Source organism: Streptomyces sp. JW3 (assembly GCF_052216785.1).
Lineage (GTDB): Bacteria > Actinomycetota > Actinomycetes > Streptomycetales > Streptomycetaceae > Streptomyces.
The window spans coordinates 89,976-106,203 of the sequence record NZ_JBQOUX010000013.1; the positions used below are offsets into that span (position 1 = coordinate 89,976).

General features: G+C 71.7%; 10 protein-coding genes and 2 pseudogenes. 10 read left to right on the top strand and 2 right to left on the bottom strand.

The features are described 5' to 3' along the window. The first annotated feature begins 51 nt into the window (after positions 1-51). The 10 genes and pseudogenes from ACTT8P_RS08475 (at position 52) to ACTT8P_RS08520 (ending at position 13,288) form a co-directional block, all read left to right on the top strand. The gene (locus tag ACTT8P_RS08475; protein WP_442830919.1) at positions 52-3,780 is read left to right on the top strand and encodes a ThuA domain-containing protein; all 3,729 of its coding nucleotides are present in this window, start codon (positions 52-54) and stop codon (positions 3,778-3,780) included. A gap of 142 nt (positions 3,781-3,922) precedes the next feature. Further along, positions 3,923-5,185: an inositol-3-phosphate synthase gene (locus tag ACTT8P_RS08480; protein WP_442830920.1), complete on the top strand. Its 1,263-nt coding sequence runs from the start codon at positions 3,923-3,925 to the stop codon at positions 5,183-5,185. Between the two features lie 44 nt (positions 5,186-5,229). Then, the gene (locus ACTT8P_RS08485; RefSeq protein ID WP_442830921.1) at positions 5,230-6,381 is read left to right on the top strand and encodes an SCO3242 family prenyltransferase; all 1,152 of its coding nucleotides are present in this window, start codon (positions 5,230-5,232) and stop codon (positions 6,379-6,381) included. Then, the gene (locus ACTT8P_RS08490) at positions 6,378-7,487 is read left to right on the top strand and encodes a sugar phosphate isomerase/epimerase family protein (RefSeq protein ID WP_442830922.1); all 1,110 of its coding nucleotides are present in this window, start codon (positions 6,378-6,380) and stop codon (positions 7,485-7,487) included. Before ACTT8P_RS08485 ends, ACTT8P_RS08490 begins: the two co-directional genes overlap by 4 nt. Then, entirely contained in the window at positions 7,484-8,269 is a 786-nt protein-coding gene (locus tag ACTT8P_RS08495; protein WP_442830923.1) for an EboA domain-containing protein, read from the top strand. The genes ACTT8P_RS08490 and ACTT8P_RS08495 overlap by 4 nt, the downstream gene beginning before the upstream one ends. Beyond that, complete coding sequence (locus tag ACTT8P_RS08500) at positions 8,269-9,117, top strand: TatD family hydrolase (RefSeq protein ID WP_442830924.1); 849 nt, start codon at positions 8,269-8,271, stop codon at positions 9,115-9,117. The genes ACTT8P_RS08495 and ACTT8P_RS08500 overlap by 1 nt, the downstream gene beginning before the upstream one ends. 3 nt (positions 9,118-9,120) lie before the next feature. Continuing rightward, positions 9,121-9,981, top strand: a pseudogene (eboE, locus tag ACTT8P_RS08505) (metabolite traffic protein EboE); the annotation flags it as partial. Between the two features lie 138 nt (positions 9,982-10,119). After that, positions 10,120-10,449: pseudogene (locus tag ACTT8P_RS08510) on the top strand (metabolite traffic protein EboE); the annotation flags it as partial. Beyond that, positions 10,446-11,861, top strand: coding sequence for a nucleotide pyrophosphatase/phosphodiesterase family protein (locus tag ACTT8P_RS08515; protein WP_442830925.1), 1,416 nt, complete (start codon positions 10,446-10,448; stop codon positions 11,859-11,861). The pseudogene ACTT8P_RS08510 and the gene ACTT8P_RS08515, both read left to right, overlap by 4 nt. A 146-nt stretch (positions 11,862-12,007) precedes the next feature. Beyond that, positions 12,008-13,288, top strand: coding sequence for a sugar phosphate isomerase/epimerase family protein (locus ACTT8P_RS08520; RefSeq protein ID WP_442830926.1), 1,281 nt, complete (start codon positions 12,008-12,010; stop codon positions 13,286-13,288). Between the two features lie 82 nt (positions 13,289-13,370). Here ACTT8P_RS08520 and ACTT8P_RS08525 read toward each other — a convergent pair whose 3' ends face one another. Beyond that, positions 13,371-14,732: an OFA family MFS transporter gene (locus tag ACTT8P_RS08525; RefSeq protein WP_442830927.1), complete on the bottom strand. Its 1,362-nt coding sequence runs from the start codon at positions 14,730-14,732 to the stop codon at positions 13,371-13,373. Position 14,733: 1 nt separating this feature from the next. Continuing rightward, positions 14,734-16,119, bottom strand: a complete 1,386-nt coding sequence (locus ACTT8P_RS08530) for an OFA family MFS transporter (RefSeq protein ID WP_442830928.1) — start codon at positions 16,117-16,119, stop codon at positions 14,734-14,736. Positions 16,120-16,228: the final 109 nt, after the last annotated feature.

The following is a 16,228-nucleotide window of genomic DNA, read 5'->3' on the forward strand; positions in this document are numbered from 1 at the left end:
GCACGTTCTACGCACCCACCCGTACGGCACACCCGTTCCCGGAGGGATCTCGTGCACAGAACCAGGCTCAGCACCAGGCCCAGAACCAGGCCCAGCACCACCAGGAGAACCAGACTCCGCACCCCGCTCGCCCTCTTGGCCGGCCTGCTGCTGGCCGTGGGCGCGCCGGCCACGGTGGCCGGCGCCCAGCCCGGCGCCGCTGCCCAGGACGCTCCGGCCGCCGCCGAGGGGCAGTTCCAGCAGGTGCCGCTGGCCAAGGGCGAACCCGAGATGGGTGAGCCGATGTCGCTCGCCGTGCTTCCGGACCGCAGCGTCCTGCACACCTCCCGCGACGGCACCCTGCGCCTCACCGACGAGGGCGGCGTCACCAAGGTCGCCGGAAAGATCCCGGTCTACAGCCACGACGAGGAGGGCCTCCAGGGCGTCGGCATCGACCCGGACTTCGCGAACAACCGGGCGATCTACCTCTACTACGCCCCGCCGCTGGACACCCCCGAGGGCGACGCCCCGGAGAACGGCTCCGCCGCCGACTTCGCCAAGTTCGACGGCGTCAACCGGCTCTCCCGGTTCGTCCTCAACCCCAACGGCACCCTGGACCCGGCCAGCGAGAAGAAGGTCCTGGACGTCGCGGCCTCGCGCGGCACCTGCTGCCACGTCGGCGGTGACATCGACTTCGACGCCGACGGCAACCTGTACCTCTCCACCGGCGACGACTCCAACCCGTTCGCCTCGGACGGCTTCACCCCGATCGACGAGCGCCCCGACCGCAACCCGGCCTTCGACGCCCGCCGCAGCTCCGGCAACACCAACGACCTGCGCGGCAAGATCCTGCGGATCAAGGTCGCCGAGGACGGCTCGTACACCGTCCCGGACGGCAACCTGTTCGCCCCCGGCACCGACAGGACCCGTCCCGAGATCTACGCGATGGGCTTCCGCAACCCGTTCCGGATGAGCGTCGACGACGAGACCGGCACCGTCTACGTCGGTGACTACGGCCCCGACGCGGGCGCCGCCGACCCGGACCGGGGCCCGGCCGGACAGGTCGAGTTCGCCAAGGTCACCGAGGCCGCCAACTTCGGCTGGCCGTTCTGCACCGGCGACAACGACCCGTACGTCGACTACGACTTCGCCACCGGCACCTCCGGCGGGACCTTCGACTGCGCCGCCCCGAAGAACACCTCGCCGCACAACACCGGCCTGGTCGACCTGCCGCCCGCGCAGGCCGCCTGGATCCCGTACGACGACGACTCGGTGCCCGAGTTCGGCAGCGGCTCCGAGTCCCCGATGGCCGGCCCGGTCTACCGCTACGACCCCGACCTGGACTCCGAGGTGAAGTTCCCCGAGGAGTACGACGGGCAGTTCTTCGCCGGTGAGTTCGGCCGCCAGTGGATCAAGCCGATCGAGCAGAACGACGACGGCTCGGTCGCCGCGATCAACGACTTCCCGTGGACCGGCACCCAGATCATGGACATGGAGTTCGGCCCGGACGGCGCGCTCTACGTCCTCGACTACGGACTGTCCTGGTTCCAGGGCGACGACGACTCCGCCCTCTACCGGATCGAGAGCGCCGAGGACGGCTTCTCCCCGATCGCCGAGGTGAGCGCCGACAAGACGTCCGGGGCGGCCGGCCTGCGGGTCAAGTTCACCGGCTCGGCCACCGACGCCGACTCCCCGGACCTCACCTACAGCTGGGACTTCGGCGACGGCACCACGGGCACGGGGCTGACCGCCACCCACCGCTACAAGAAGGCGGGCACCTACAGCGCCACCTTCACCGCCAAGGACCCCGAGGGCAACACCGGCACCGCCAGCGTCCGCATCGTGGTCGGCAACACCGAACCCACGGTGAAGATCGACATACCCGGCGACGGCGCCCTGGCCGCCTTCGGTGAGCCGGTCCCCTTCAAGGTGACGGTGACCGACCCCGAGGAGACCGTCGACTGCTCCAAGGTCAAGGTCGTCTACAGCCTCGGCCACGACCACCACGCCCACGAGCTGACCAGCGAGACCGGCTGTGCGGGCACCCTCACGCCGCCCGCCGGGGACGGCGGACACGACCCCAACGCCAACATCTACGGTGTCGTCGGCGCCAGCTACACCGACGGCGGGGCAGGCGGCCAGGAGGCGCTGACCGGCACCGCCCGCACCGTGCTCCAGCCGCTGCACCGCCAGGCCGAGCACTTCACCACCCAGCAGGGCGTCTCCGCCATCGACAAGACCGGCGCCAACGGCGGCAAGACCGTCGGCGACATCAACGACGGCGACTGGATCTCCTTCACGCCGTACAAGTTCGACGGGCAGAAGAAGCTGACCGTCCGCGCCTCCTCCGGCGGCGCCGGCGGCTACGTCGAACTGCGCACCGGCTCGCCCACCGGCCCGCTGCACGGCTCGGCCTACATCCCGCCGACCGGCGGCTGGGAGTCCTTCCAGGACGTCGACGTACCGCTGCGCGCCCTGCCGAAGAAGACCACCGACATCTACCTCGTCTTCAAGGGCGGCGAGGGCGCGCTGTTCGACGTGGACGACTTCGAGTTCTCCAAGGAGCCGTACCGGGACGGCAAGAAGGTCCTGGTCTTCTCCAAGACGGCCGGCTTCCGGCACGACGCCATCCCCGAGGGCATCGCGGCCCTGAAGGAACTCGGCGCCCCGGCCGGCATCACCGTCACCGCCACCGAGGAGGCCAAGCAGTTCACCACCGCCAACCTCGCCAAGTACGACGCGGTCGCCTTCCTCTCCACCACGGGTGACGTACTGAACGCCGAGCAGCAGACGGCGTTCGAGAACTACGTGCGCGGCGGTGGCGGCTACCTCGGCGTCCACGCCGCCGCCGACACCGAGTACGACTGGCAGTTCTACGGCGGCCTGGTCGGCGCCTACTTCGACTCGCACCCGGCCCAGCAACAGGCCACCGTGCGGGTCGAGGACCAGGACCACCCGGCCACCGCCCACCTGGACGACACCTGGGCGCGCACCGACGAGCTGTACAACTACCGCACCAACCCGCGCGACCGGGTCAAGGTGCTCGCCACCCTCGACGAGACCACCTACCAGGGCGGCACCATGAAGGGCGACCACCCGATCGCCTGGTGCCAGAGCTACGAGGGCGGCCGCTCCTTCTACACCGGCCTCGGCCACACCAAGGAGTCGTACGCCGAGGAAGCCTTCCGCGCCCACCTGCTCGGCGGCCTCCAGTACGCCACCGGCCAGGTCAAGGCCGACTGCAAGCCGGACAAGGGCTACCGGAAGATCTTCAACGGCCAGACCCTGGACGGCTGGAAGCAGGCCGGCCCCGGCACGTTCGACGTCAAGGACGGCACCCTGGAGTCCAACGGCGGCATGGGCCTGCTCTGGTACCAGGCCAAGGAGCTGAAGTCGTACTCGCTCAAGCTCGACTGGAAGATGCGCGGCGACGACAACTCCGGAATCTTCGTGGGCTTCCCGGCCTCCGACGACCCCTGGTCCGCGGTGGACAAGGGCTACGAGATCCAGATCGACGCGACGGACGCGGCCGACCGCACCACGGGCGCCGTGTACTCCTTCAAGTCGGCCAACATCAAGGCCCGTGACCAGGTGCTGCGCCCGCCCGGCCAGTGGAACTCCTACGAGATCAAGGTCCAGGGCGAACGCCTCCAGGTGTTTCTCAACGGAGTCAAGATCAACGACTTCACCAACACGGACCCCGAGCGGAGCCTGACCGACGGCTACATAGGTCTCCAGAACCACGGTGCCGCCGACAAGGTCTCCTTCCGGGACATCCAGCTGAGGGAACTGCCCTCCTAGCCCGTTCTGTTCTTTCGGGCTCACCAGACGGCGGCGGGCGGGGGACGCCGGACCCCCGCCCGCCGTCACCACCCGGATCCGCCGGGGCATCGCCCGGTTTCTCCGGGGTTCCACCCCGACGCGTTCGACAAGGAGGCTGCCCATGTCCGCGTCCCCTTCCTCTTCGTCCCCGTCTTCCTCCCCGTCCTCGTCCTCGTTCTCCGCTTCCCGCACCGGTGTGTGGCTGATCGGCGCCCGCGGTTCCGTGGCCACCACCGTGGTGGCGGGCTGCGCCGCCGTGACCGCCGGCCTGCGCCGGCCGACCGGCATGGTGACCGAGACACCCCCCTTCACCGGCTCCGCCCTCCCCGCCCTCTCCACCCTCGTCTTCGGCGGCCACGACACCGTGGACTGCCCCCTCCCGAAGCGGGCCGAGGCGCTGGCCGCCGGGGGAGTGCTGCCCCCCGGCCTCCCCGCCGCGGTCGCCGCCGAACTCGTCGCCACCGACCGAGAGATCCGCCCCGGCGGCCCGCTGCCCGGCGACAACCGGTCCGCCGAGGAACTCGTCACCGCCTTCGCCACCGACATCCGCGACTTCGTCCGCCGCTCCGGGGCGGCCCGCGCGGTGGTCGTCAACGTGGCCTCCACCGAGCCGCTCGCCACCGGCCGGGACCTGCCGCCCAGCTCCCTCTACGCGGCGGCCGCCCTGCGCGCCGGCTGCCCGTACGTCAACTTCACCCCCTCCACCGGTATGCACCACCCGTCCCTGGCCGCCGAGGCGGCGTCCAGCGGCCTGCCGTACGCCGGCCGCGACGGCAAGACCGGCCAGACCCTGCTGCGCTCGGTCCTCGGCCCGATGTTCACCCAGCGGGCGCTCACCGTCCGGGCCTGGTCCGGCACCAACCTCCTCGGCGGCGGTGACGGCGCGGCCCTCGCCGACCCGGCCGCCGCGGCGGCCAAGAACGCCGGCAAGGAACGCGTCCTCGCCGACACCCTCGGCGCCACCGTCGAGGGTGAGGTCCACATCGACGACGTCCCCGCGCTCGGCGACTTCAAGACCGCCTGGGACCACATCGCCTTCGACGGCTTCCTCGGCACCCGCATGATCCTCCAGACCATCTGGCAGGGCTGCGACTCCGCGCTCGCCGCGCCCCTCGTCCTGGACCTGGCCCGCCTCGTCGCCCGCTCCCATGAACGGGGCCTGACCGGCCCGCTGCGCGAACTGGGCTTCTACTTCAAGGACCCGGTGGGGGACGGGCCGTCCGGCCTGGGCGACCAGTACGCGGAACTCCTCGGCTTCGCGGAACGTCTGAGGACGCGGCCGCCGGGCGACGACTCGACCGATTCGGTTGGCCCTGCCGATTCCGCCGGCCCTGCCGATTCCGCCGGCTCTGCCGGCTCTGCCGGCTCCGGGGAGCGCCGGTGAGGCGGGTGACTGGCGTGGGCGTGGGCGCGAGTACGGGTACGGGCATGGGTACGGGCATGGGCGCGGGCATGGGCGCGGGCGTTGTGCGGGACGCGGCATCGGGCGATGCAACGGAGCCGTACATCCCGGATGTCGGCGCCCCCGGGCCGGCCACCTCCCGGTCCGATGCCGAAGCGCGAGCCCGCACCCGCACCAGCACCCGCGCCGGTGCCCGCACCCGCCCCCACGTCCGCGCCTGGGTTGAACTCCTGCGGCTGCCCGCCCTGTTCACCGTCCCCGGCGACGTACTGGCCGGTGCCGCGGCGGCCGGGGTCCGGCCCGGGTACCGCACACTGCTCTCCATCGGTTCCTCCGTCTGTCTGTACGAGGCCGGTATGGTCCTCAACGACTGGGCCGACCGCACCGAGGACGCCGCCGAACGCCCCCACCGCCCCCTTCCGTCCGGCCGGGTGAGCCCGTCCGCCGCTCTCGCCGCGGCCTGCGTCCTGACCGGTGCCGGTCTGGCCCTCGCCGCCGGCGCCGGCCGCCCCGCCCTCACGGTGGCCGCGCCCCTCGCGGCGACCGTCTGGGCCTACGACCTCGCCCTGAAGCACACGCCCGCCGGCCCGGTCGCCATGGCCGGGGCCCGTGCCCTGGACCTGCTCCTCGGCGCCGCCGCCACCGCGGGCCGCACCCGCCCGGCGCTGCCCTCCGCCGCCCTCCTCGGCACCCACACCCTCGCGGTCACGGCGGTGTCCCGCCGGGAGACCACCGGCGGCTCGGCACTCGCCCCGCTCGCGGCCCTCGCCACCACCGCCGTACTGACCCGGCTGGTGACCCGGCCGCCCGCCCGACTCCCGACAGGCCGACGGGAAGCAGCCTCCCCCGGCCTGTCGGGCCTCACCCCGGCGCCCAGGCCCGAGCCGGGACCCCGACCCGAGCCGGGACCCCGACCCGAGCCGGGTCGGTCAGCCGCGTCGTGGCCCACCGCGTGCCTCGGCGCCGCCTACGCCGTCACCGCCGCCCGCCCCTACCTCCACGCCGCCCTCAATCCCTCACCCCCGCTCACCCAACGGGCCGTCGGCGGTGGCATCCGCGCCACGATCCCCCTCCAGGCCGCGCTCGCCTCCCGCTCCGGCGCGAGCACGCTCGGTCTGCTGATCGCCGGGCTCGCCCCGCTGGGCCGGCGGTTCGCCGGGAAGGTGAGCATCACGTGACGCCGCCCGCCGCACCGCAGGACGCCGTCGTCGCCCCGCTCCGATTCGGCTACGGCACCAACGGTCTCGCCGACCTCCGCCTGGACGACGCCCTCCCGCTCCTCGCCGACCTCGGCTACGACGGGGTCGGACTGACCCTCGACCACATGCACCTCGACCCGCTCGCCCCGGACCTGGCCGCCCGCACCCGCCGGGTCGCGCACCGGCTGGCCGCCCTCAGCCTGGGGGTCACCGTCGAGACCGGCGCCCGCTATGTCCTCGACCCGCGTCGCAAACACGGCCCCTCCCTCCTCGACCCCGACCCCGACGACCGCGCCCGCCGCGTCGACCTGCTGCTCACCGCCGTACGCGTCGCCGCCGACCTCGGCGCGCACGCCGTCCACTGCTTCAGCGGCATCACCCCGGACGGCACCGGCACCCGGGTGGCATGGGAACGTCTGACCGCCGCCCTCGCCCCCGTGGTGGACGCCGCCGCCACCGCCGGCGTCCCGCTCGCCGTCGAGCCCGAACCCGGTCACCTCCTCGCCACCCTGGCCGACTTCCACCATCTGCGCCGCGCCCTCGGCGATCCCGAGCCGCTCGGCCTCACCCTCGACATCGGCCACTGCCAGTGCCTCGAACCCCTCCCTCCCGCCGACTGCGTCCGCGCCGCCGGTCCCTGGCTGCGGCACGTCCAGATCGAGGACATGCGCCGCGGTGTCCATGAGCACCTCCCGTTCGGGGACGGGGAGATCGACTTCCCGCCCGTCCTCGCGGCCCTCGCCGCCACCGGCTACCAGGGCCTGACCGTCGTCGAACTGCCCCGCCACTCCCACGCCGGCCCCCACTTCGCCGCCCGCTCCCTCCCGTTCCTCCACCGGGCGGCGACCTCCGCCGCCGTCCCCACCACCAACCGGACCTTCACCACCACTCGGACTCCCACCGCCCGGACTCTCACCACTCGGACTCCCACCGCCCGGACTCTCACCACTCGGACTCCCACCGCCCGGACTCTCACCACTCGGACTCCCACCACGCGGACCCCCACCGCCACCGACCATCTCCCGGCGCCGGCCGCCCCACCCCCAGGCGTGCCCTCCGCCACCCCACAAGGGAGCACGCCATGACACGACCGCACGCCACCCACCCCACCCGGCGCTCGGAAGACCCCGACGCCGCCCGGGACCGGGGCACCGACGCCGCGCGGGACGACACCCGGGACGACACCCCGCACGATGCCTGGCACCAGGGCGCCGGCCCCGCCCTCACCCCGCCCCCCGACCTGCGTGCCGCCGTCACCGCCCGGCTCGACACCGCCGCCCGCCGCTGGCTGGAGCAGGCCCTCGACGAGGCCGCCACCCATCCCGGCGGCCACGGCCCGATCTCCGTGTGGGAACTGCGCCTCGCCGAAGCCGGCCGCCGGTGCGGCCCCGGCCACGCCGACGCCGTCCGCGTCCTGATCCTGCACGCGGCCCGCGCCGACGCGGACACCCTGGCCCGGGTCTACCACCAGGGCACCGCCGACGAACGCCGCGCCGTCCTGCACGCCCTGCCGCACCTGGTGCCCGGCGCCGACGCCCGCCCGCTCGTCGAGGACGCCCTGCGCACCAACGACACCCGGCTGCTGGCCGCCGCCGTCGGCCCGTACGCCGCCCGGCACCTCGATGACCACCAGTGGCGGCACGCGGTACTGAAGTGCCTGTTCACCGGCGTCGGTGTCGGCCAGGTGGCGGAGCTGGACCGCCGGGCCCGCGGGGACGCCGAACTCGCCCGGATGCTCGCCGACTACGCCGCCGAACGCACCGCCGCCGGCCGCCCAGTCCCCGAAGACCTGCACCGCGTCCTGGCCCTGACCGAACCGGCGACCGAGTCGCACGGCCCGGCAGACCCCCACGGCAAGGAGTCCTGATGCGCATCTTCGACCCCCACATCCACATGACCTCCCGGACCACCGACGACTACGAGGCCATGTATGCCGCGGGTGTCCGTGCCCTCGTCGAACCCGCCTTCTGGCTCGGCCAGCCCCGCACCTCGCCCGCCTCCTTCCGTGACTACTTCGACTCCCTCCTCGGCTGGGAACCCTTCCGCGCCGCCCAGTACGGCATCGCCCACCACTGCACGATCGCCCTCAATCCCAAGGAGGCCAACGACCCGCGCTGCGCCCCCGTCCTCGACGAACTGCCCCGCTATCTGCTGAAGGACCGCGTCGTCGCCGTCGGTGAGATCGGCTACGACTCGATGACCCCCGCCGAGGACACCGCGCTCGCCGCCCAGCTCCAGCTCGCCGCCGACCACGGCCTGCCCGCGCTGGTGCACACCCCGCACCGCGACAAGCCGGCCGGTCTGCGCCGCACCCTCGACCTGGTCCGGGAATCGGCGCTCCCCGTCGACCGGGTCCTGGTCGACCACCTCAACGAGACCACCGTCAAGGAGGCCAAGGACGCCGGCTGCTGGCTCGGCTTCTCCGTCTATCCGGACACCAAGATGGACGAGGCGCGGATGGTCGCGATCCTGCGCGCGTACGGACCCGACCAGGTGCTGGTGAACTCCGCCGCCGACTGGGGCCGCAGCGACCCGCTCAAGACCCGCAAGGTCGCCGACCTGATGCTCGCCGAGGGCTTCGACGAGGACGACGTGGACCGGGTGCTGTGGCGCAACCCGGTCGCCTTCTACGGGCTCAGCGGACGCCTCGAACTCGAGGTCACGACGCCCGACACCACCCACGAGGGCAACTCGATCCTGCGCGGCGGTGAGTGAGCGATGCGCTTCCGGCACCCCGACGGCTCCGTCGTCCACCTCGCCTACTGCACCAACGTGCACCCCGCCGAGACCCTCGACGGCGTCCTCGCCCAACTCCGCGACCACTGCGAACCAGTGCGCCGCCGGCTGGGCCGCGACCGGCTCGGCATCGGCCTGTGGCTGGCCCGCGACGCCGCCCACGCCCTGGTCACCGACCCGTCCGCGCTGCGCGGCCTGCGGGCCGAACTCGACCGGCGCGGCCTGGAGGTGGTCACCCTCAACGGCTTCCCCTATGAAGGGTTCGGCGCGGAAGAGGTCAAGTACCGCGTCTACAAGCCGGACTGGGCCGACCCCGAGCGCCTGGAGCACACCACCTCCCTCGCCCGTGTCCTGGCCGCACTGCTCCCCGACGATGTCACCGAGGGCAGCATCTCCACCCTTCCGCTGGCCTGGCGCACCGCCTATGACGACGCCCGCGCCGAGAAGGCCCGCGCCGCCCTGGGCACCCTCGCCGAACGCCTCGACGCGCTCCAGGAGCTGACCGGCCGCTCCATCCGCGTCGGCCTGGAACCCGAACCCGGCTGTGTCGTCGAAACGACCCGGGACGCCATCGCCCCGCTCACCGCGATCGGCCACGACCGCATCGGCATCTGTGTCGACACCTGTCACCTCGCCACCTCCTTCGAAGACCCGGGCACCGCCCTGGACGCCCTCACCGCCGCCCACGTCCCCGTCGTCAAATCCCAGCTCTCCGCCGCCCTGCACGCCGAACACCCCCGTCTCCCCGAGGTCCGCGAAGCACTCACCGCCTTCGCCGAACCGCGCTTCCTGCACCAGACCCGCACCACCACCCCGACCGGCCCCCGCCCGCACAGCCCCGACGCCCTGAACCAGGTACCGAACGGCACCTACGGCCCGGTTCAGGTACCGAACGGCACCCACGGCCCGGCGGATCAGGTACCGAACGGGCCCCAAGACCCGGATCAGGTACCGAACGGCACCCGCAACCCGGACCACACCCTCCACGGCACCGACGACCTGCAACAGGCCCTCACCGGCCACGCCCTGCCCGACACCTCCCCCTGGCGTGCTCACTTCCACGTCCCCCTGCACGCGGCCCCCGCCCCGCCGCTCACCTCCACCCTCGACGTCCTCAAAGCCACGCTGACCCGCCTCGTCGGCGGCCCGCACCCCTTCACCCGGCATCTGGAGGTGGAGACCTACACCTGGCAGGCCCTCCCTCCCGAGCTGCGCCCCCGGGCCCGCGCCCAGCTCACCGACGGCATCGCCGCCGAGCTGACCCTCGCCCGCGAACTGCTCTCCGACCTCGGCCTGAAGGAACTGCCATGACCGGACCCGCCCGCCCCGAAGGCACCGGCACCGGCACCGGCCCCACCCCGCTCCTCGTCCTGGACGTCGTCGGCCTCACCCCCCGTCTCCTCGACCACATGCCCCACCTCAAGACGCTCGCCCAACAGGGCTCCCGCGCGCCGCTCGGCACCGTCCTGCCCGCCGTCACCTGCGCCGCCCAGTCCACCTTCCTCACCGGGACCCTCCCCGCCGAACACGGCATCGTCGGCAACGGCTGGTACTTCCGCGAACTCGGCGACATCCTGCTGTGGCGTCAGCACAACGGACTGGTCGCCGGCGACAAGCTCTGGGACGCCGCCCGCCGCGCCCACCCCGGCTACACGGTCGCCAATATCTGCTGGTGGTACGCCATGGGCGCCGACACCGACCTCACCGTCACCCCCCGTCCCGTCTACTACGCCGACGGCCGCAAGGAACCCGACTGCTACACCCGGCCCCCGGCCCTGCACGACGAACTGACCGACACACTCGGCACCTTCCCTCTCTTCCACTTCTGGGGACCCGGCGCGGACCTGGTCTCCAGCCGGTGGATCATCGACGCCACCCGGCACATCCTGCGCACCCGCCACCCCGATCTGGCCCTGTGCTACCTCCCGCACCTCGACTACGACCTCCAGCGCTTCGGCCCCGACGACCCGCGCTCCCTGAAAGCCGCCACCGACCTGGACGCGGCCCTGGCCCCGCTCCTCGACGACGCCCGCGCCGAGGGACGTACCGTGGTCGCCCTGTCCGAGTACGGCATCACCCGGGTGAACCGGCCCGTGGACATCAACCGCGCCCTGCGCCGCGCCGGCCTCCTGGAGGTGCACACGCAGGACGGCATGGAGTACCTCGACCCGATGGCCTCCCGCGCCTTCGCGGTCGCCGACCACCAGATCGCCCACGTCTACGTGCGCCGCCCCGAGGACCTCGCCGCCACCCGCGCCGCCCTGACCGGGCTGCCCGGCATCGAGCAACTCCTGGACGACGAGGGCAAGAAGGCCCACCACCTCGACCATCCGCGCGCCGGTGAGCTCGTCGCCGTCGCGGAGCCGGACGCCTGGTTCACGTACTACTACTGGCTCGACGACGCCCGCGCGCCCGACTTCGCGCAGCTCGTCGAGATCCACCGCAAACCCGGCTACGACCCGGTCGAGCTGTTCATGGACCCGCTCGACCCCTACGTCAAGGTCAAAGCGGCCACCGCCCTGGTCCGCAAGAAACTCGGCATGCGCTACCGCATGGCGGTCGTGCCGCTGGACGCCTCACCTATTCGCGGCAGCCACGGCCGCCTTCCCGCGAGCGACGACGACGGTCCGCTCCTCATCTGCTCCACCCCCCACTCGGTCGGCGACCGCGTCGCGGCCACCGACGTCAAGCAACTCCTGCTCCATCTCGCCGGACTCGACTGATGAACGGCCACGCACGGCCGTGAGTTCCAGCTACCGAAAGTGAAGCACGCACCACTGACAACGACCCCGGCGAGCACTTCTACAACGACCCGCCCCACCGCACCGACATGGCATCGGGGCAGGTCACGACCGAGAAGGCAGGCACCGTGAGACCGTTCTCCGACATTTCCCGCACCGTCACGGACCGTACCCAGGACGCCGACGGTGCCGACGGCACCGCAGGCCCCGACGGCACCGCAGGCCCCGAAGACACCGAAGGCCCCGGCGAGGCCCTGCGCCGCAGCCTCGGTGTCGGCCGCCGCCGTTTCCTCAGCACCTGCACCGCCGTCACCGGCGCGGCCATCGCGGCACCCGTCTTCGGCGCCACCCCCGCCCTCGCCACTCAGGGCCGAGGCGGCGGCCACGACCACGACCACGACCACGACCACGGGCACGGGCACGGCGGTGACCTCCTCGTCCCCGCGCACAAGCGCGGCATCATCCTCTACACCGTCCGCGACGCCACCGCCCGTGACCCGCTCGCCTCCGACCTGCCCTCGGGGTTCCGGGAGGTCTTCAAGCAGCTCGCCCGCCACGGCTACCGCCAGGTCGAGTTCGCCGGCTACCGCCAGCACGCCAACGCGCCCGGCGGCGCGGACCTGGAGACGGTCCAGGGCGCCCGGCTGCTGCGCTCCTGGCTCGACGACCACGGCCTGCGTGCCCAGGGCAACCACGGCTTCATCCCGCCGTCCTGGCCGCTGACCAGTGCCGACCTGGACACCTTCAAGAAGCACCTGGAGATCGCCAACATCCTCGGCATGGACCACATGGGCACCGGCGGCGACCCCACCGGCAGTTCCTACCGGGCCGACTGGGACGTCGCCGCCGACAAGTGGAACGCCATGGGCGAGATCGCCCGCCGCGCGGGCATCAAGCTCTACACCCACAACCACGACGCCGCCTACGGCTTCCTCCTCGACGGCGGCCCGCTGGACGACCAGGGCCGGCCCACCCGCAGCTCCGGCGTCCGCAAGCTGGAGTACTTCCTGAAGGTCACCGACCCCAGGGTGGTCTGGCTGGAGATGGACATCTTCTGGGCGCACGTCGCGCAGTACAAGTTCCACACCTACACGGCCCACGACGGCTCCACCCGGAAGGACGTCTTCGACCCGGCCGGTCTGGTCGCCCGCCACAACAAGCGGTATCCGCTGTTCCACGCCAAGGACGGCGTCGTGAGCACGACCAACGGCATGGGGTACGACATGGTGCCGTTCGGTACCGGCGTCATCGACTACACGACGTTCTTCTCCCGGGTCGGACAGCGCAATTACCGCAATCCGATGATCGAGGACGACAACTCGCCGAGCGCCACCGATCCGGCGCAGTCGCTGCGCGAGGCCAAGATCAGCTACGACAACCTGGCGGCCCTGCGCAAGCGCCGCCGCTGACCCGCGCGCATGGGGCGGCCCCTCCCGCACACCTTCCGCGGGAGGGGCCGCCCCATGCCGGCCCGTATCTGGCCGTGGCCGTTCAGGACACGGCTTGCTGCCGTCCCGGCTGCCGCAGCAGCAGAGCCAGTGCCGCCGCGGCCATCGACACGCCGCCGGCCAGCGCGTAGGCGCCGTTGTAGCCCCAGGCGGCGACCACCATGGAGCCGAGCCCGCCGCCGAACAGGCCGCTGATCAGCTTGCCGCTGTAGACGAGCCCGTAGTTGGTGGCGTTGTAGTTCTCCCCGAAGTAGTCCGGCGTCAACGCGGCGAACAAGGGGTAGAACGCGCCGCCGCCGAACCCGGACAGGAACGCGAAGAACAGGAACAGCCACTCGCTCTTCAGGTCCCCGGCCCAGATCACGCCGAACTGGGCGAGTCCGAGCACCACGATGACGAACACCAGGGTCGGCTTGCGGCCCCACTTGTCCGACAGCCAGCCCACCACACCGCGCCCGACGCCGTTGATCACCGCCATGACGCCCATGGAGGACGCGGCGACCAGCGGGCCGAAACCGATCTCCTTGGCGAAGTCGACCTGGAAGGAGATACCGAAGATCGACACCCCGGCGGTCATCACGACCGAGATCCACATCAGCGGCAGCATGCCGGTGCGGATCGCCTCCTTCGGCGTGTACTGCCGTACCGCCGGCGGGTTCTTCGCGAGGCTCCCGGTGCCGCTCCCGCGGGTCGGCACGTCGACGTTCGCGGGCCACCAGTTCTTCGGCGGGTCCCTGAAGAAGAACGCGCACACCAGGACCACGACCAGGATGTAGCAGCCGATGAGGTCCAGGACCCGGTGGTAGTTCGCGGTGTCGAAGCCGTAGTTGAAGATGAAGATGAACGGCAGCGACCCGTACGCGAACCCGCCGTTGACGAACCCGGTGCGGGCGCCGCGCCGCTCCGGGAACCACTTGCCGACCATGTTGATGCAGGTCGAGTAGACCAGGCCGGAACCCAGGCCGCCGATCACACCGAACCCGAGAATGGCCAGCCACACGTTGTCGAAGTGGGACAGGGCCAGGAAGCTGAACAGGCACAGCAGGGATCCGGCGTACATGGCCCGCCGGGCCGACAGGATGCCCTTCTCGCGCAGCCAGCCGGCGGGGAACGCGATGCCGGCCTGGAAGAACACCCAGACGCTCAGGATCCAGAACGTGTTGGACTGGGTCCACCCGTGTGCGTGGGACAGGGTGTCCTCGGCCGAGCCGAAGGCGTACTCGGAGACGCTGATGGCCATCATCGCGACCCATGGCAGATAGACCATGAACGTGCGGGAGTGGCCGAGGATGTCGCGGTCGGTCTCGCCCACGCGATAGACCCGGCCGTGCTCGTCGGTGATCTCTCGGTACTTCGCGCCGGTGGCCGGCGCGTTGTTTCCTGCGGCGATGGGTTCCGCCGTCATATCAGGCCATCTCCTCACCGAGCGGTTGCGGATTGGGGCGGATGCCACGGGCCTTGGGACGGCCCGGTGGCGTCAGGAAGATCGCGACGAATCCGGCGAAGAACGAGATGCAGCCCGCCAGGATGAAGGCACCGGAGTGCCCCCAGGCGCCGACCACCACGGAGCCCATGCCGGCACCGAGCCCGGAGACCAGCTTGGAGCTGTAGACCATGCCGTAGTTGGTCGCGTTGTTGTTCTCGCCGAAGTAGTCCGCGGTGAGGGCCGCGAACATGGGGAAGATGGCGCCTCCGCCGAAGCCGGAGACCGCCGAGAAGAACAGGAACAGCGGCAGGACCTTGGCCTCGGCCGACCAGATGATGCCGAACTGGGCCAGGCCCAGGATGACGCAGACGGCGAGCAGGCACTGCTTGCGGCCGTAGCGGTCGGAGAGCCAGCCGATGACACCGCGCCCGGTGCCGTTGACGATCGCCTTGAGCGACATCGCGGTGGCCACGATCCCGCCCGCGAAGCCCGCCTCCTCACCGATGTCCACCTGGAAGGCGATGCCGAAGATGTTCACGCCCGAGGTGCAGGCCAGACAGAACCACATCAGTGCCACCCGGCCGGTCCGCCAGGCCTCCAGCGGCGTGTACTGCTTGACGGCCGGCGGGTTCTTCTCCAGGGAGCGACGGGCGCGCGGATCCTCAGGCGGGTGCAGCGGGTCGATGTTCGCCGGCCACCAGTTCTTCGGCGGGTCCTTGAAGAACGCGCCGGCCACCGCGACCATCGTGGCCAGCAGGACACCCACGCTGACCAGCACCCAGCGGAAGTTGGTGAGGTCCATGTAGCCGGTGAACAGGAAGACGAACGGCACCGAGCCGTAGGCGAAGCCGCCGTTGACGAAGCCGGTCTTGCCGCCCCTGCGCTCCGGGTACCACTTGCCCACCATGTTGACGCAGGTCGCGTACACCATGCCCGCGCCCATGCCGCTGAACATGCTGAAGCCTATGTAGGCGAACACGACATGCGGCGCGAAGGCCAGCGACAGGTAGCCCAGCAGGGTGCCCGTCGCGCCGAGCATCATCGCCCAGCGGGCGGGCAGCTTGCCGCTCTCCCGCAGCCGTCCGGCCGGGAAGGCCACGGCGGCCTGGAAGAACACCCAGACGGTCATCATCCAGAAGATGTGACCGCTGTCCCAGTGGTGCGCGGTGTGGAGGGTGTCCTCCGCGGAGGCGAACGCGTACTCGGCGGAGGAGATCCCCATCATGCCCACCCAGGGCAGGATCACCATCCACTTGCGTTTGCGCCCCATGATGTCGATGTCGGTCTCGCCAACCCGGTACACCCGGCCGTTGGCGTCCGCCACCTCCCGGTAGGGGACTGAAGCGGGTAGGTCGGTTGTGGTCATGACAGTCGTACCCCTTGCGTTCGAAAGCTCTGGCCAGCGCCCCCTGTCCAATGCCTTTCGTGTGCGCACGGGTCCTGGGGCCGGCCGACGCGCACCGTCGGCCGGCCCC